Genomic DNA, 17,898 nt, shown 5'->3' on the forward strand with positions numbered 1-17,898 from the left:
TTGCTCGGTTTTTTTATAATTTCTCATCGATATAACTATCGAGATCGATATGCTTAATCTGCTTACAGTAAGCATGCTCATACTTCAGTAGTTGCACATATAAATCTGCTTCATGCCCCAGCTGGGTTTTACGTGCCTGATAATCTTCAGATTGATGGGAGCTAAAGCGTAATTGGAGTCGTGATTTGAGCGTTTGCTTATAGGCCCAAAAGCAGACACGTCTGAGTTGTTGTAACTGGTGATGTTCAACCGACTGGCTGTGGTCTCGAAATAAATTTTCTTTATAGAAGCGCACAAAACCAAAGTTCACACCAAAATAAAACAAGATCCACATTAGCAAACTGCTTTCAAGGAACACCAGATTTAGTCCACTTAAAAGAATCACGGCAGCGAGTTTGAAGGGCGCATGGCGTTGCAGTTGATACAGGGAGTTTGATGAATGTTTAATTTGTTTAATGACAAAAGGTAAGACCCACATCAGCACCAATAAAATACTGATAATGGCATAACTGTGACTTTGGAGCGGATCGAGATTCTCCAAGTGAGTTAAGTAAAAATCTTTCAGAATTAAGCTGATTGGAATAAAAATCATCACCGCCAAAACCCACGGAATAACTTCACGCTGGTCATCTAAAATACCGCGTGTTTTGATTTGACTATAAAGCAAGTAATTACGTTTAAATGCGGCAGGGTAAAGGGTCTCTAATTGTTGCAGTAACAGTTGAACTTGTTTGGATTGCATCGTCAAAAAAGAGCGTATGAGAAAAATAGCCTTTACTATAGTAGATTTGGAAGGGGATGGCTCAAAAAAATACGTGAAACAGAATATTCACAGAGAAAAGCACAACAATTTCGCTTTTTCGCTCTGAATTATGCGAAAATGTCGGATTCAATTTTTTTGTCTAAGGGCAGTTCATGACTGATCATTCTCCTGAATCTTTAAGTGATATCGAAATTTTAGACATTTTGCAGTCTATGAAAGACGATGAGCTTGATACAGAGGCAAAAGAAGAGATTCGTAAAGGCGGTAAAGCGGGTCGTCAAGAAGCACATAAACTTGCGATTGTGGCTTTAAACCAATCTTTTGAAAGCAAATTTGTTGAAGCTGTAGCTTTGGCATTGGGCTTGAATGAAGGTCAAGCCAAAAAAATTCGTTATAAGAAAGACCGCATCCGTATTTTAAAAGTACGTGGGATTGATTACATGGCGATTGATGGTGCGGAAACAGCACAAGTCTTGTCACAAGTTGCACAAGCCATTGTACGGGAAGATGCGACCGTGACACATGATTTGCACAACATCTTCCCATTTTGGAAAGAAGGCTGGCCAATGGTTCAGTTTGACAGTGCATATAAAATTTTATCTGAAGATATTACCATTCACTATCAAGCAACTTTAGATAAATTGCTAGAATTGTATGGTCGTTAAGATCGCAGTATCAAAGCACCTTCGGGTGCTTTTTTTATGGGGCTATATTAGCTATGGAAAATCCAAGACAGTAATAAGCTGATGGGCCAAATGAACAGTCGCCACCATGTAATGAGTGGATTCCAGAAATATTGTCCAAAAGACAGAGTATCGTTAAAGCTGCGTTGCCCACGTTCATAAGCATAAGGTGTAATCCGCCATGCTAAAATCAGCAAAACAATCGCACTTACGATCAGAAGTGTGTGGCTGTATTGGGAAAAATAATAGTAAATCAGATAAAGCGCAGAATAAAAGAAAGTACACGCCAAAATAGCAGGCAATGAAAAAGACATAAGCTTGACTCTATTATATTGTTATATCAAGGCATTATAAATGAAAATACCCGATGTGATACATCGGGTATTTATCGGTTGTTGAGCTTAAGGTTCGTTATAACTCAGTATGAGTATTTGATTAACCCAGTGTTGAGTAAAGTGGGAAAATACCAAAGATCATCGCTGTAACCAGCATCACTAAACAAGTAATCACCGCCCACCTGATGGTAAATTCTTGGTGTTCACCAAAGTTAATTCCAGCCAATCCACAGAGTAAGTAAGTCGATGGAACCAATGGGGACAGTAAGTGTACAGGTTGACCAACAATCGATGCACGAGCCATTTCCACAGGAGTGATACCATAGTGTCCAGCGGCTTCAGAGAGTACAGGCAGTACACCAAAGTAGAAGGCATCATTCGACATGAAGAAGGTCAGTGGCATACTAATCACAGCCGTGATAGGTGCTAAATACGGCCCCATACTTTCTGGAATAATGGCAACCAGTTCTTGAGACATGGCTTCAACCATACCTGTACCCGATAAAATACCGGTAAAAATACCTGCCGCAAAGATAATCCCGACTACAGCTAAGGCACTAGCAGAGTGGTTGCCAACCAAACGCTTTTGCATGTCTAAATCTGGATAGTTCACCACCAAGGCAATACACAGGGCAACCATGAACAGAATCGCCGCAGGTAAAACACTCATTACTAAGCAGACCATCAAGACCAAAGTCAGTAGAGCGTTAAACCATCTTAAGTGGGCACGGTTAGCTTCAGGTTCTTGCGAAATTTGAATACTGTCACCATGACTAATATCTAATTCCACAATACCAATGCGTTTACGCTCCATACGGCCATACATAAAGCCGAGGAAGTATAACCACCCAATTGCAACGAGCATTGGTAAAATCATCGGAACAAAGACATCGTTTGGATCAACATGTAATGCAGTTGCAGCACGTGCCGTTGGTCCACCCCATGGAGTTAAGTTCATGATTCCGCTCGCAAGCATCATTAGACAGGCCATAATTAAAGGGCTCATACCAATACGCTTATACAGCGGTAGCATTGCGGCAACACAGATCATATAAGTGGTTGAGCCGTCACCATCTAGAGAAACAATTAAAGTCAGCGTAATGGTGCCGAGGGTCACTTTTAAAGGATCGCCTTTAACCTGCTTTAAAATCCACTTCACTGAGGGGTCGAATAGACCCGTGTCGATCATAATTGCAAAATAAAGGATTGCGAAAAGGAGCATTACGCCCGTAGGAGCGAGCTTTTTAATGCCCTCCATCATCATATTGCCAAGTTCAGCAATATCAAATCCAGCAAGGTTGTCAACAAAGAGACTTAAAACATAAGTAAGTAATGCAAAAATGATAGGGATTAAAGTTAAAGCAACAAGAGCGCTCAGTCGTTTGGACATGATTAAGTACATGAAGCACATAATCATGCCTAAACCTAAAATGGTCAGCATGGATCAATCCTTTGAACGTGTTAAGTCTGTTTATTCATCAAGTGACAGCGATAGTATACAATTCAGCATGATTTTTAAATGCTCTTAAACATATGTGATTTTTCATTCTATTTTTCTAATAAATAATATATATCTGTAAAGTATGGTTAAGATACTTATTTTGTATAACTTCATATGGTTAAATCTGAAGCAAAAAAAACCTTGCAGTTGCAAGGTTTTAATTCAAGGCGATGTTTCTATTCCTCGACTGTTTGGGTTGCAGGCTGTAGTGTTTCTTCAAGTAAGCGCGTCACTAAAAGTTGGTCAATCTTAAAATGATCGACATCAACCACTTCAAATTTAAAGCCTGCGTATTCTACGGTATCGGCAGGGCGTGGAATTTTGCGTAGACGGTACATCATAAAACCAGCCAAGGTTTCATAATTTTCTTCATCTGGCATTTCATCAATGGCCAGTGCATGCTTCATGTCTTCAATCGGCGTGCTGCCATCAATCAGCCATGAATTATTATCACGTTTAATGATCTGTTGTTCGGCTTCAATTGGAGTAACCCAATCGCCCATCACGGTAATCATAATGTCTGACAGAGTGATGACGCCCACGACCAAAGCATATTCGTTAATCACAACAGCAAATTTTTCTTTGGTTGAACGGAAACGATCTAGCAATTCAGAAAGGGTCAGGGTATCTGGAATGGTCAATACACTACGAATGGTATTTTCATTTAATTGTAATAGAGACTGATTATTTAAAATACGTACCAGAATGTCTTTGGCATCAATATAGCCAATCACATCATCAATATTTTCACTACACACTAAAAACTTGGAATAAGGATATTCAGCCAGTTTTTGGCGAATACTGGCTTCAGACTCTTTTAAGGTAAAGAACACCACATTTTCACGCGTGGTCATACTTGATGGAACATTACGTTCTTCAAGTTCAAATACATTTTCAATGAAATGATGTTCTTGCTTTTGTAGTACACCCGCTTGTGCACCGGCATCCATCACTGCGGAAATATCAGCAAAGGTAATGTTGTCATCACGAATGGTATTCACTTTAAACAGACGGAATAGCAAATTGGCAAGGGCATTAATAATCCAAGCCAAAGGTTTGCAGACCTTAATAAACACCTGAATGGGGTTAATCACTGCAATAGAGATTTTTTCAGGGGCAATCATGGCCAAACGTTTTGGCATGAGGTCAGCAAACAAAATAAATAGTGAGGTGACTAAAGTGAAAGATAGAGCAAAGCTAATGGTTTCAGACCAAGGGCCAGTATAAAAACGAGCAACAAAGCTCATGAAGTAAGGACGAAAAGCCCCTTCACCTAAAATACCGCCCAAGATCGCCACTGCATTTAAGCCAATTTGTGAAGCGGCAAAGAAGTCAGCAGAATTTTCTTGTAAATTCAAAACTTTCTGTGCGCGATCATCGCCCGACTCAGCCAAGATTTTCAGCTTGACCTTACGTGCTCCTGCCAGTGCAATTTCTGTCAGAGACAAGAAACCCGCCCCAGCAATCAGGACTAGAATGATAACTATGTTTTGAAAAAGGCTCACGGAATCCACCTGTGATTCATCGTTATTATGAATATTTTTAACACAAAAAAATAAAGACAGTAATCACTTACTGTCTTCTATCATACCTGAGTTATTGGTATGAAAATGAATTATTTAGAGCTTGAATGCTTAATAATGTGAGAATTGCGAGTTATTGCCTAAAAACTCTCGATTTTCTTCCTCAATCATTTGACGTGCCACATACAAAATCAGCTGTCTGAGCCAGCGATGTGCAGGATGGTGATGTAACAGTGGACACCATGCCATTTTCAACTCAAGTTCTGGAATATAAAAAGGTGGGTCTTTAATCAGGAGGTTTTGACTTTTGGCTTGTAAGCGTGCAATACGGGTCGGTAAAGTCGCGATCAAATCTACATTTGAAGCCAATAGTGCAGGCATTTGATAATGTCGGGTGAAGACCGAAATTTTACGTTTTTGGCCAATCCGTTCTAAAGCTTGATCAATCCAACCTAGACCTGCTTGTTTTTCAGGGTTAACGCCGAAACCAACGCCCATACCTGTTTTAGAGACCCAAATATGCTGTGCATCGAGGTAACTTTTTAGGTTTAAGTTGCTGGCAGCGGGGTGTTTACCGTTGAGTAGACATGAAAAACTGTCACGCCAGACCAAAACTTGGTGGAAGCTTTGTGGAATTTCATTGAATCGGTTAATGGCTAGATCAACTTTACCTTGTTCCATATCACGATATGACACATCACTTGGAGTTAAGAAGTCTAAAACCACATTGGGTGCTTCAGAACGTAATGCTTTAACGAGGCGGGGAACTAAGGTTGCTTCGGCATAGTCCGAAGTCATAATACGGAAAACACGGTTTGAAGTGTAAGGACGGAACTCGGTACGAGGTTCCAAAATCATGGAGAGATCAGAAAGAGCGTCACGTATGCGGGGTTGTAACTCTAAAGCCCGTTCGGTCGGTGTCATACCTTCAGAAGAGCGAATTAGCAGGGGATCATTAAATAAGTTACGAAGACGACGTAGAATATTACTCATTGCTGGTTGGGTGACACCCAATTGTTCAGCTGCTCGGGTTACATTTTTTTCGCGTAAAAGTACGTCCAAGTAAATTAAGAGGTTTAGATCAACCCGCTCCAGATTCATAAAATAAATACCGAGAATAAAATCATGAAATTATTTGCATTATGCCATAAGCCATCGGGCTTGTGTAATAAACTGACGAAAAAAAAAGCATCGGGTTGTATAAAGAATCCCCCCTTCATTTTCTAAGAAAATGGGTTTTTATGCTTAAAAACTGAGGGCATATTAGCTCTAAGTAATGTTTCAATATGTGTGAATTGTGGCTTAGAGTATCGCCTAGAAAATGGCTTAATTTTGCCTGTTATTGATGGAATAAAAGCGTGATAAATACTCTTTTTGCTCAGTTTTGAACTTTTGTCATTTCGGTCACATTAAGTATTGATTTTCGGTTGGGACTCTTTTTTTCAACGGCCAAGACTTAAGTCTAATGAAGAAATATTCGACAAAGTATGTATTTTTTACGGTTTTCTTATTTTATTTAAGTTTAATAATAACAATTACTTAATTTTGTTTTATCGAAATATAATTAGACTTTTATCTATATATTTTTTAAATAAATACTGAAAATTAATGCAGAATATTGGATTAATTTTTTCTGTCAATCTAATCTGTATTCATCGCAACGAAGCGCTCTAAATCTAAGCAAAAGCTTGAGGGTCTGATTTTAGCTTTTCGTTGAAGAAAATCCTAATATTATTACAGGAAATATCATGACTACATATCAAACAGCGATTGATGCAATCCGCGAATTAAAAGCAAAATTCGGTAGCACTTGGGCAGACATCAGTCCTGAAGATGCTGCGCGTATGCAAATCCAAAACCGTTTCAAAACTGGTTTAGATATCGCTAAATACACAGCTGCAATTATGCGTCGTGATATGGCTGCTTATGATGCTGACTCTAGCAAATACACTCAGTCTTTGGGTTGCTGGCACGGTTTCATCGCACAACAAAAAATGATTGCAAACAAAAAATACTTCGGTACGACTGAACGTCGCTACATCTACCTTTCTGGTTGGATGGTTGCTGCGCTTCGTTCAGAATTCGGTCCACTTCCTGACCAATCTATGCATGAAAAAACTTCAGTACCTGCGTTGATCGAAGAAATCTACACGTTCTTACGCCAAGCTGATGCGAAAGAATTAAACGACCTTTTCCGTGCGCTTAAAAAAGCAAACGAAGCAGGCGATACCGCTAAAGCTGCTGAAATCACTGCTCAAATCGACGGTTTCCAAACTCACGTTGTGCCAATTATTGCGGACATCGATGCTGGTTTCGGTAACGAAGAAGCGACTTATTTACTTGCTCGTAAAATGATTGAAGCTGGTGCTTGTGCACTACAAATCGAAAACCAAGTATCTGACGCGAAACAATGTGGTCACCAAGCTGGTAAAGTAACTGTTCCGCACGAAGACTTCATCTCTAAAATTCATGCATTACGTTATGCATTCTTAGAAATGGGTCTTGATGACGGTATCATTGTTGCGCGTACTGACTCTGAAGGCGCTGACTTGACTCAAAAAATCCCAGTGGTTAAAGAGCCAGGCGACATCGCTTCTCAATACATCGGTTTCCTAGACACTGTTGAAATTGACATTGCTGATGCTCAAGAAGACGAAATCCTAATCAAGCGTGATGGTAAACTTCACCGTCCAAAACGTTTGGCTTCTGGTCTATACCAATTCCGTCCAGACACTCAAATTGACCGTGTTGTTCTTGACTGTGTATCTAGCCTTCAAAATGGTGCTGACCTTCTTTGGATCGAAACAGCGACTCCAAACGTTGACGAAATCGCGCACATGGTTAACCGTGTTAAAGAAACAGTTCCAAATGCGAAACTTGTTTACAACAACTCTCCATCTTTCAACTGGACGTTAAACTTCCGTCAACAAGCTTACGACCGTTGGGTTGCTGAAGGTAAAGACGTTTCTGCTTACGACCGTGCTAAATTAATGAGCGCAGAGTACGATGCAACTGAATTAGCTGCTGATGCAGACGCTAAGATCCGTACATTCCAAGCAGATGCTGCTCGTGAAGCGGGTGTATTCCATCACTTGATCACACTTCCGACTTACCATACTGCTGCGCTTTCTACTCATGAGCTTGCACAAGGTTACTTCGGTTCTGAAGGTATGTTGGCTTATGTTGCTGGCGTACAACGTAAAGAAATCCGTGGTGGTATCGCTTGTGTGAAACACCAAGCAATGGCGGGTTCTGACATCGGTGATGATCACAAAGAAATTTTCTCTGGTGACAACGCTCTTAAAGCGCACGATGATGCTAAAAACACAATGAACCAATTCGCTGCTCACTAAGCACTGAACTGATTCAAAAGAAAACCCTGCGAAAGCAGGGTTTTTTATGACTTAATTTTAAGCTTGTTGAACAGCTTGAGCGTGAAATATTGAACAAAAATGTTAAGGCATCAGAATCAGCAGCCAAACAATAAAGATAATACTTAAAGAAACAAACTGTGCAGCACTTCCCATGTCTTTGGCATTTTTTGAAAGCTCATGGCGCTCCAATGAAATACGATCCACAATCGCCTCAATGGCTGAATTGAACAATTCAACAATAATTGCAAGTAAACAGACTGCTACCATGAGGGCTTGTTCTAAGCGACTGACATCACAAAAAAAGCTTGTTGGAATCAGAATCAGGTTAATCAGCAGGACTTGGCGAAACGCAGCTTCGTGCGCAAATGCAGCCTTAAAACCTGAAATGGAATAATGTGTTGCATTAAAAATACGCTTAAAACCTGACTTGCCTTTGAGTGGGGAATATTGGCTCATACCATCAACCATTTTAAAATTTCAGCCACAATACATGATCTATATTAAAAGTCACTTAATTATAGTATTCAAAAAGTGCTTAATCTATGCGCACCTAAAGTAAGGAGAAAGAGATTAAAAAGCCTGCTTTTTAATCTCTATAGTTAAAAGGATGGATATGGGTTTGACGTCAACAAGCTGTTTAAATGTTTGGTTTAGTTTGTGTGACTTATTCTATTTTTTCAAAAAAGCATCGGCGGCTTGGCGTCCTAAAGCAGGGTCATCGGTAAACACACCATCCACTCCAGCTTTAAAGAAAACTTCAAACTCAGCCAGCGCACCTTTTTCGCACTTTTCAGCGGCAATAGCGCTACAGTCTAAATAGTCTGCTAAGAAATTGTTTTCAGGGCGTAGGGTATAAGGATGTACTTTTAAGCCCACTGTATGTGCATCGTTCACAAAACTGGTCGGGGTCGCCGGCTGAGTATTGGGCACGATATAGGTTTTACTTGGCCCAACACCATGTGCATAACTTGCGACGTCTTTCAGTCCTTGAGGTGTTGCCATATCACTATAGCGGAGTGTTGATTTGGCAAGCACAGCATCGGCAGGTTGTTCGGAGTTACCGCCATAGAGTTGAATAATTTTGGCATGTTGAATCGATTTTAATTGATCTAACTGTTGACGCATCTGTTTTAAGTTACTGACTTCAAACGACTGGATATAGACAGGTGCAATGTCACGACTATAGGTGTGTTTGGCCAGCGTGGTTAATAGGCGTTGCTCCATGGCCAAATTGAGACCTTGGAAATAGCTGGGATGTTTGGTTTCGATATACAGGCCCACAATTTTTCCTGTCTTTTTATAGTGTGCATCTACGAGTTCAATAATTTCATCTAAAGTGGGCAGATCAAATTGATCATTATATCGGACATTTGCTGGACGAATCTCTGGAATACGTTCTCGTGCCTTCAGTTGCTTCAGCTCGTTTAAAGTAAAGTCTTCAGTAAACCAACCTGTGTAAGTCACGCCATCAACGACTTTACTGGTCTTGCGTTCTGCAAACTGCGGTAAGCTGCTGACATTGGTGGTTCCTCCGATTTCATTTTCATGGCGAGCGACTAAATAACCGTCTAGAGTTGGCACCAAATCAGGCTCAATAAAATCTGCACCATCATCAATCGCTTTTTGATAAGCGGCTAAGGTGTGTTCAGGGCGTAACGCGCTGGCGCCGCGATGTCCAATAATGAGGAATTCAGGCTCAATGTATTCGGCGTTGTTTAGGGGCGGCTGGGACGCTGCATTGTCTTTCTCATCATGATGACAGCCCAATAAGCCTAAAAAAATAAAACTCAATAATGTTCTTTTTAACATGTGTTCCTCAACATTTTATTGTGGTGTTGCGGACTCAGTGTTCAATTTTAATATCTCAGATCAATGACAAATTGCGAAAAATTACAGGATGTCATCAATTGGTCAAAAAGCTTTCTTCATAGTTTCTTCATATTTAGCTCTAATGTTCTATTTCATGTTGTTAAGTCTTGTTTTTTAATGATTCGTCATAGAAGATCAAGCATGAAGTGATGCCCAGTTGCTAGATCTAGCCTCAGACCCAAGAGTACCGCAGACCCATGCTGTCTAAATATTTTATTCATCGTCCAATTTTTGCTGGTGTGCTGGCGATTATCGTGATGGCATTTGGTTTATTTGCCACCTTTCAGTTGCCTGTAGAGCGCTACCCCGATATTGCACCTCCGCGAATTACGGTGAGTGCAACATATACAGGTGCATCGGCAGAGACGGTGGAGGAGAGTGTTACTCAGGTTTTAGAACAGCAAATTAAAGGGATTGATCATTTGCTGTATTTTAGTTCGAGCAGTGACTCGAATGGCCGTAGTCGAATCAGCATTAGTTTTGAAAATGGAACCGACCCAGATATAGCTCAGGTGCAAGTACAAAATGCCATCAATGGGGTGATTAACCGTTTACCCGAAGATGTACAGCGTCAAGGGGTCAATGTCTATAAGTCGCTTGGCGATACGCACATGGTGATTGGTTTATATGACCAAACAGGCAAAAGCAGCAATATTGCACTGTCAGATTATATGATGACGCATTTGGAGCAAGATTTAGCCCGTATTGATGGGGTTGGTGAGGTTGATGTCTTTGGCGCGCAGTATGCCATGCGCTTATGGCTGAATCCGCACAAATTGCGTCAATATGGACTGATGCCGAGTGATATTCGTGCGGCGGTTGAAGCGCAAAACACGCAAGTGGCCGCAGGGGCAATTGGCGAGTTACCCAGCCTATCCGACCAATATTTAAATGCCAAAGTCACCTCCGGTACACGTCTAAAAACCGTTGAAGAATTCGAAAACATCATTGTTAAATCGACCCGCGATGGCAGTTTTATTTATTTAAAAGACGTCGCACGGGTGGAACTAGGCGCAGAAAATTACCAGTCGTTTAATACTATTAATGGTTTTCCTTCAGCGGGGATGGGCATTTCACTTTCTTCAGGTGCCAATGCCTTAGCGACGTCTGCATTGATTAAGCAAGAGGTTGCCCGTTTATCTTCTAAACTGCCTGAAGGCTATCAAATTGTTTATCCACGTGATAACACGCCTTTTGTGCAAGAGTCGATTAAGGAAGTGGTCAAAACACTGTTTGAAGCAGTGCTTTTGGTGATTGTGGTCATGTTTGTATTTTTGCAAAATTGGCGTGCAACGTTGATTCCGACTATCACAGTACCTGTTGTAATTTTAGGCACGCTCGCCATTCTGTATGTGCTCGGCATGAGTATCAACACCTTAACCTTATTTGCGTTGGTCTTAGCGATTGGGCTTCTGGTGGATGATGCGATTGTGGTGGTGGAAAACGTTGAGCGGCTGATGCATGAACAGCAGATGAGTGCTCAACAAGCCTCAATTGCATCGATGCAGGAAATCAGTGGGGCATTAATTGGGATTACTTTGGTGTTAACCGCAGTATTTATTCCCATGGCTTTTTTCGGTGGTTCGACAGGAGTGATCTACCGTCAGTTTTCAATGACCTTAGTTGCTGCCATGGCGCTATCGCTGCTGGTCGCATTGATTCTGACACCAGCGTTGTGCGCCTTAATTTTAAAACCCAATGATAAATCGGCACGATGGGCAACTTGGTTTAATCTGAAATTGGATCAGCTAAAACAGCGTTATTTAAAGTTGAGTACTCAGACCATTCAGCACAGTAAAATCATGCTGGTGGTTTTTGTGGCGCTCATTGCCGTCTTTGCGCTGTTTTATCGGGCATTACCGACCAGTTTTATTCCCAGTGAAGATCAGGGTATTTTAAGTGTGCAGTTTAAACTGGCCGATGGCGCACCGTTGAGTCAAAGCCGTGTGGTGGGTGAAGAAATTCGCCAATACTTTTTAGATAAAGAAGATGCCAATATTAATTTGGTGATGATCCGCTATGGGCGTAATTTCTCGGGGACGGGACAAAATTTAGGTCAGGGTTTTATTGCGTTGAAACATTGGGATGAACGTAAGGGGAAAGAGAACTCCGCACAAGCGATTCGAGAACGGGCGATTGCTCATTTTAGATCGCATCGAAATGCACAAATTAATGTAAATATGCCGTCTTCAGTCAGTGGCTTAGGGCAAACCGATGGCATGGAGTTTTGGATACGTGATATCAATGGCGAAGGTCGTGTCTATTTAGAAGCCCAGTTCAAAACTTTGCAGGAAGCATCCAAGCAGTATTCTAGTTTTAGCAATTTAGATAAACGTTCTAATCCAGATAAAGCGGAACTCAAAGTGGATGTAAACCAAAAACAAGCTTTGGCCAATGGACTGAGTCAGACCGCTATTAATAGTACTTTATCCAGTGCTTGGGGCGGAAGTTATATCAATGACTTTATTGACCGTGGTCGGATTAAGCGTGTAATTATGCAAGGGGATGCCGAGTTTCGTTCAAAACCTGACGATCTTCAAGCATGGACCGTACGGAATGATTTGAACCAAATGATTCCTTTTACAAATTTTGCCCAAGTGTCTTGGAGCGGAGGCCCTGAGGTAGTGAATCGCTTTATGGGCTATACCGCACTAGAAATGGAGGCGGATACAGCACAAAATGTTAGTTCTGGACAAGCCATGCAAGACGTACAAAACATGGTACGAGGGCATGATGGTATAGATTTGGCTTGGAGCGGGTTATCGTTCGAGGAAAACAAGTCCAATAACCAAGCATTGCTGCTGTATTTGGTCTCCATAGGCTTTATCTTTTTATGCCTTGCTGCACTTTATGAAAGTTGGAGTATTCCAACTGCAGTCATGAGTGCGATTCCACTCGGTATCGGTGGCAATATTTTGTTCAGTTATCTGACGGGTTTTCCGAATGATATTTACTTTCAAATTGCCTTGCTGACTACAATTGGTCTGTCCTGTAAAAATGCGATTTTAATTGTGGAATTTGCTTCACTGGCGCAGCAAAAAGGCCAAACCGCAATTGAAGCTGCCTTGGAAGGCGCAAGCTTACGGTTACGCCCGATTTTAATGACGTCTTTGGCTTTTGGCGCGGGTGTTACACCTCTGGTCTTTGCTTTTGGTGCAGGGGCCGCAAGTCGTCAGGAAATTGGGGTGAGTGTACTTGGTGGCGTGATTTTTGGCACGGTGTTGGTATTGCTGTTTATTCCTTTAATGTATGTCTTGGTTCGCCGTGTGTTTCATGGACGAACACCTCAGGACGAGGTTTAAGATCGAATCCGAAACATTCGTGTGCAGTCTGAATAGGCAAAGCGAACCTTTAACCCAATCAGGCTGAAAGGCCTGACATTTAAAGATCGTTTGCTATACTCGCATAGATAAAGAAAACAATATTTGAGTGGTGTATGCCAAATCCGTCATTTTCACAGCAAGATTTCCAAGAGCAATTAAATCAGCCCGATAACCATGCTTTTATTCAAAGTTTGAAACAGTACAGCACTGCGTATTTGGCTGATATTTTAATGGGCCTGCCTATAAATGACCAAATTCGGCTATTGGAACAATTACCACAAGCCAGTTATGTCTTTGAGTTTTTAGCATTAACCCAGCAGCAGCAGCTAGCAGCGCAATTGCCTCAGGCTTTGCTGGTGAAGCTACTGGCTCATATGCATTCGGATGACCGTACTGATTTATTTCAAAGCTTGGCACAAGAGGTTCAAGGTCAGATTTTTCCGCAGCTAGATGCGCATGTTCAAGCCCAGCTGAATGATTTAATGCACTATCCAGCTGAGTCTGCGGGTGCAATTATGAGCACTGAAGTCATTACGGTACATGCCGAAATGACCATGCAACAGGCGATTCAACATATACGACAGCATGCAGCGGAAAGTGAAACTTTATATCTCATCTATGTGACCGATGCCTCGCGTTATTTACACGGGGTGATTTCGCTGCGGCAAATTATTCAGTCTCCGCCTGAGCAATTGATTGGACAGGTTATGACCAGTCATGTCATTACGGGTTTAGTCAGTGAGGATCAGGAAAGTATTGCACAGAAACTGGCTCATTATGATTTTATGGCTTTGCCCATTGTCGATGAGCAGCAGCGTCTATTGGGGATTGTGACTTATGACGATGCAATGGATGTGGTGCAACAAGAAACCACAGAAGATATTCTAAAAAGTAGTGCGGTTGCGGCCAGTCCGCAGATGAGTATTAAAACGGCTCCAATCCTATTACTGTATCAGAAGCGGGTGTTTTGGTTGGTGTTTCTGGTTTTTGGTAGTTTACTCTCGGGACTAGGAATTGCACACTTTGAAGACTTGATTGCGGCACATATCGTTTTGGTATTTTTCCTTCCTTTACTGGTGGGAAGTGGGGGAAATGCGGGGTCTCAGTCTGCAACCTTAATGGTACGTGCACTGGCAACGGGCGATGTACATTTTAAAGACTGGTTTTATTTGCTAGGACGTGAAAGTTTGGTTGCACTGTGCTTGGGTGGAACCATGGCAATGGCAGTCTCCATCTTGGGCTATTTCCGTGGGGATATTCTGGTCGCTGTAGTATTGGCACTGAGTATGATGGGCATTGTGTTGATGGGTTGTTTGATTGGTATGAGTCTGCCGTTTATCTTAAACCGCATGAAACTCGACCCAGCCAGTGCATCCGCACCTTTGGTCACCTCAATTTGTGATGCGTCAGGCGTGGTGGTATATCTGCTGATTGCGTCGCAAATTCTGACCTTGTCTTAAGCTTGCAAGCAATTGTTTCAGCACAAAGTTAGCACAGAAAAAAGTCATAAAAACCAGCATAATTCAGCGGGTTTATGATGTTAATGTGGTTGAAATGATGGAGGTCAGTAACAACATGCCTGAATCCTTAGAACAAAAAAAAATGAGCCAGCAAGATGTCATTCGTTTAGAGCGTGATTTGGCCAAATATGCCAATATGATGGATTCTGTGGTGCGTATCCCGTTCACCAAGCAGGGGGTCGGTGCAGATGCTGCGTTGAGTACTGTTCCGATTGCTGGGGATATCGCAGGTTTTGCCCTAACGTGTTATGCCATTTATAAAGCCAAGCAAATTGGTGTACCGCAAGAGAAATTGAGTCCAGTATTGAAGCTGGCTATGATTGATGCCGTCGTCGGTTTTATCCCTGTTCTAGGAACACTGTTTGATATTTTTATACGTCCGAGTCGTAAAGCACTGGATGTGGTTCATGACCATATTCGGGAAGAATACCAAATCCATTCAGAGCATCATGTGACTCATCCTTTTCTTCATGAAAAATTGGAAAAGAAACAGCAACAGTCCGCATTTTGGCGAAACCCAGTAGTGGCATGGCTTTGGCTACACATCCCAGATTTGTTTGGCCTGATCTTTTTGGTGTGTTTTATGGGCTTATTGTGGTGGGGTGGTAGTGTGATGTGGCATTGGTTACAGGGACTAAACTTAGGATAGCCACTCATGAAATTTGAAGGTCAGATTACGGCAAATTTGCCAGCGATTGATTTGGCGTGCACTTCTTCATTTTATCAAAGCTTGGGCTTTAATCTGGTTTATCAGTCCGCAGAGTGGATGATTCTGCGTTTGGGCGAAATGACACTGGAATTTTTCCATCATCCGCATTTAGACCCAAATAGTTCATGGCATAGTGCCTGTATTCGCGTAGCGGAAATTCAACCCTATTATGAATACTGGTCTAAAGTGAATTGGTCGTTGTGGGAAAGCGCTCGTATGACCGATATTCAGGATTTTGATGAGATCCGCCAGTTTTGCATCATTGACCCAAATGGCAGTTTATTACGCTGCATCGAAGTGACGATTGAATGAAAATGTTCTTATGCCGAGTCACAAAAAAGCCTCCATGCGGAGGCTTTTTCAAATCTAGTGAACGAATTGTTTATGGACAATCGAGCTGTTGTAAAGCAGCAACACGTTGTTCAATCGTTGGGTGGGTTTGGAACAAAGCAGCTAAACTAAAGCCTTGCTCTTGACCTGCCGCGATCGCAAACGCTTTCATTTCTTTAGGCATCGCATCTGGAAGTTGTGACTCGGCTTGTAAACGTAACAAGGCTGAAATCATTGCTTGTTTGCCTGCAAGACGCGCGCCTGCTTCATCTGCACGATATTCGCGGTAGCGGGAGAACCACATCACGATTGCAGAAGCTAAAATACCAAAGACAATATCAAGCACGATGGTAATGGCAAAATAAGCTAAACCTGGTGCTTCACCGTCTTCACGACCAAAGACATTACGGTCAATGAAATCACCTGCGACACGTGCAAAGAACATCACAAAGGCGTTCACGACACCTTGAACCAGCGCCAAAGTCACCATGTCACCATTGGCCACGTGACCAATTTCGTGAGCCAAGACTGCGCGAAGCTCGTCTTTATTCATACGCTCAAGTAAGCCGGTAGAAACTGCAACTAATGCATCGTTCTTGTTCCAACCTGTAGCAAAAGCATTAGATTGGTAAGACGGGAAAATACCGACTTCTGGCATTTTAATACCAGAACGTTGCGCCAATTGAGCGACTTCTTGTAACAACCATGCTTCAGCTTGGTTGCGCGGGGCATTGGGGTCAATTAACTCTGTACCAGTTGTTTTTTTCGCCATCCATTTTGACATGAATAGAGAAATCATTGAGCCAACCATACCAAAGACAAAACAGATAACCAGTAGGTTACCTAGATTTAAGCCACCCGCGCCATGGTAACTACCGACACCGAAGAGTGACAAGATAATGCCAGCTACAACCAGTACCGCGAGGTTGGTTAGCAAGAACAAACCAATCCGCATCATTGAGAAAATCCTCTTATAATAAAAAAATAATCTGATTTATAAATCGAAAATCATTGATCTCAATATGAGGTGAAACTCATCAAAATTCAAGAAAAAATAATAAAACTGCTATAAAAATTATTCTGAAATTTGGATGCGGGCAGAGGCGGTTGCATTGGCCGTGGCATAGGAACCAGGCGCATCAGTAAAACTGCCATCAGCTGCGAGGATAATTTGGCGTGAAGGTGCGCTACGACTCACACTGAGTTGTGTGCTTGGAGAAGAGTCTGCATCGTAATGTGTAGATTGCGCAATGACTTGAGCATTGGCTGGTGTGTTATTTGAGCCTGCAGAAATGTTGATCCCGCCCGCATATAGATTGCTATAACGGCTACTCACGCGGCGAACATAGTCTTGAGTTTCACGGAAGGGTGGAATACCGCCGTACTTTTGTACATTGCCTTCGCCAGCATTGTAGCCTGCAAGCGCAAGACTGGTGTTGCCGTTAAAGCGTTTCATCAGCCATGCTAAATACTTGGCACCTGCATTTATGTTCTGCTGCGGATCATACGCATTAGAGACATTAAAGCGCCGTGCTGTCGCAGGCATGAGTTGCATAAGCCCCTGAGCCCCAACAGGTGAGCGTGCATTGACATTAAAGCCTGATTCGGTATGCATGACCGCTTTAATTAAGCCTTCAGAAACGCCGTGGGTTTGAGCCGCTTGGCGAATAATGTGGTCAAAAGCATTTTTGTTACGACTATAACTAGGTAACACAGAAGACTCAGAAGCCCCCCAGTTACTATAACTGTGGATATTACTGTCTGGATAATAGGTTTTCTTTTCGACTTTTAAGTTGCTATAACGACTTTGTTTATTGGTTAACAAGGTCGTACCGTTGGAATCTCTCAATTGGTAGATAGTTTGACCCGCGTGACAATCCAGTGCCATGAACGAAATCATCATACACCCCAAAACGTAAAAACGACTCAAAAGCAGCTTATTTTTCATTATCTATTATTAATTGTAAA

The 17,898-nt window shown here is 42.0% G+C and carries 15 protein-coding genes; 6 read left to right on the forward strand and 9 right to left on the reverse strand.

What is annotated here, in order from left to right; translation table 11 throughout:
• Window positions 1-13: 13 nt before the first annotated feature.
• Window positions 14-742, reverse strand: coding sequence for a hypothetical protein (locus tag AC4MDD_RS04875; protein ID WP_004695614.1), 729 nt, complete (start codon window positions 740-742; stop codon window positions 14-16).
• Between the two features lie 173 nt (window positions 743-915).
• Here AC4MDD_RS04875 and AC4MDD_RS04880 point away from each other — a divergent pair, with 173 nt between their 5' ends.
• The gene (locus AC4MDD_RS04880) at window positions 916-1,428 is read left to right on the forward strand and encodes a hypothetical protein (protein ID WP_004695616.1); all 513 of its coding nucleotides are present in this window, start codon (window positions 916-918) and stop codon (window positions 1,426-1,428) included.
• A 47-nt stretch (window positions 1,429-1,475) separates the two neighbouring features.
• Here AC4MDD_RS04880 and AC4MDD_RS04885 read toward each other — a convergent pair whose 3' ends face one another.
• The 4 genes from AC4MDD_RS04885 to AC4MDD_RS04900 all read right to left on the reverse strand — a co-directional run bounded on the left by AC4MDD_RS04885 (window position 1,476) and on the right by AC4MDD_RS04900 (window position 5,906).
• Window positions 1,476-1,760: a hypothetical protein gene (locus tag AC4MDD_RS04885; protein WP_004695618.1), complete on the reverse strand. Its 285-nt coding sequence runs from the start codon at window positions 1,758-1,760 to the stop codon at window positions 1,476-1,478.
• A gap of 121 nt (window positions 1,761-1,881) precedes the next feature.
• On the reverse strand, window positions 1,882-3,222 hold the full coding sequence (locus tag AC4MDD_RS04890; protein WP_491882379.1) for a CitMHS family transporter: 1,341 nt from the start codon (window positions 3,220-3,222) through the stop codon (window positions 1,882-1,884).
• A 236-nt stretch (window positions 3,223-3,458) separates the two neighbouring features.
• Window positions 3,459-4,787, reverse strand: a complete 1,329-nt coding sequence (paeA, locus tag AC4MDD_RS04895; protein WP_491882380.1) for a polyamine export protein PaeA — start codon at window positions 4,785-4,787, stop codon at window positions 3,459-3,461.
• Between the two features lie 129 nt (window positions 4,788-4,916).
• On the reverse strand, window positions 4,917-5,906 hold the full coding sequence (locus AC4MDD_RS04900) for a LysR family transcriptional regulator (protein ID WP_004695623.1): 990 nt from the start codon (window positions 5,904-5,906) through the stop codon (window positions 4,917-4,919).
• Window positions 5,907-6,553: 647 nt separating this feature from the next.
• Between AC4MDD_RS04900 and AC4MDD_RS04905 the strand changes: the two genes are divergently transcribed.
• Window positions 6,554-8,158, forward strand: coding sequence for an isocitrate lyase (locus AC4MDD_RS04905; protein ID WP_004695627.1), 1,605 nt, complete (start codon window positions 6,554-6,556; stop codon window positions 8,156-8,158).
• A 102-nt stretch (window positions 8,159-8,260) separates the two neighbouring features.
• Here AC4MDD_RS04905 and AC4MDD_RS04910 read toward each other — a convergent pair whose 3' ends face one another.
• Together AC4MDD_RS04910 and AC4MDD_RS04915 are read right to left on the reverse strand one after the other, a co-directional pair.
• Window positions 8,261-8,635, reverse strand: a complete 375-nt coding sequence (locus AC4MDD_RS04910) for a diacylglycerol kinase (protein ID WP_078425379.1) — start codon at window positions 8,633-8,635, stop codon at window positions 8,261-8,263.
• A gap of 213 nt (window positions 8,636-8,848) precedes the next feature.
• Entirely contained in the window at window positions 8,849-9,988 is a 1,140-nt protein-coding gene (locus AC4MDD_RS04915; RefSeq protein WP_491882381.1) for a glycerophosphodiester phosphodiesterase, read from the reverse strand.
• A gap of 257 nt (window positions 9,989-10,245) precedes the next feature.
• Between AC4MDD_RS04915 and AC4MDD_RS04920 the strand changes: the two genes are divergently transcribed.
• The 4 genes from AC4MDD_RS04920 (at window position 10,246) to AC4MDD_RS04935 (ending at window position 15,912) form a co-directional block, all read left to right on the forward strand.
• Window positions 10,246-13,350, forward strand: a complete 3,105-nt coding sequence (locus AC4MDD_RS04920) for a multidrug efflux RND transporter permease subunit (RefSeq protein WP_491882382.1) — start codon at window positions 10,246-10,248, stop codon at window positions 13,348-13,350.
• A gap of 134 nt (window positions 13,351-13,484) precedes the next feature.
• Window positions 13,485-14,831 (forward strand): magnesium transporter, encoded by a 1,347-nt coding sequence (gene mgtE / locus AC4MDD_RS04925; RefSeq protein WP_114836988.1) that lies wholly within the window; start codon window positions 13,485-13,487, stop codon window positions 14,829-14,831.
• 115 nt (window positions 14,832-14,946) lie between these two features.
• Window positions 14,947-15,540, forward strand: a complete 594-nt coding sequence (locus AC4MDD_RS04930; RefSeq protein ID WP_114836987.1) for a DUF4112 domain-containing protein — start codon at window positions 14,947-14,949, stop codon at window positions 15,538-15,540.
• Between the two features lie 6 nt (window positions 15,541-15,546).
• A complete protein-coding gene (locus AC4MDD_RS04935) occupies window positions 15,547-15,912 on the forward strand; it encodes a bleomycin resistance protein (protein ID WP_078425337.1) in 366 nt (121 codons plus the stop codon).
• Window positions 15,913-15,982: 70 nt separating this feature from the next.
• Here AC4MDD_RS04935 and htpX read toward each other — a convergent pair whose 3' ends face one another.
• Window positions 15,983-16,888, reverse strand: a complete 906-nt coding sequence (gene htpX, locus AC4MDD_RS04940; RefSeq protein WP_004695643.1) for a protease HtpX — start codon at window positions 16,886-16,888, stop codon at window positions 15,983-15,985.
• A gap of 117 nt (window positions 16,889-17,005) precedes the next feature.
• The gene (locus AC4MDD_RS04945) at window positions 17,006-17,878 is read right to left on the reverse strand and encodes a lytic transglycosylase domain-containing protein (protein ID WP_114836986.1); all 873 of its coding nucleotides are present in this window, start codon (window positions 17,876-17,878) and stop codon (window positions 17,006-17,008) included.
• Between the last annotated feature and the right edge of the window lie 20 nt (window positions 17,879-17,898).

The organism is Acinetobacter sp. CAU_H_29a_1, from assembly GCF_058599505.1.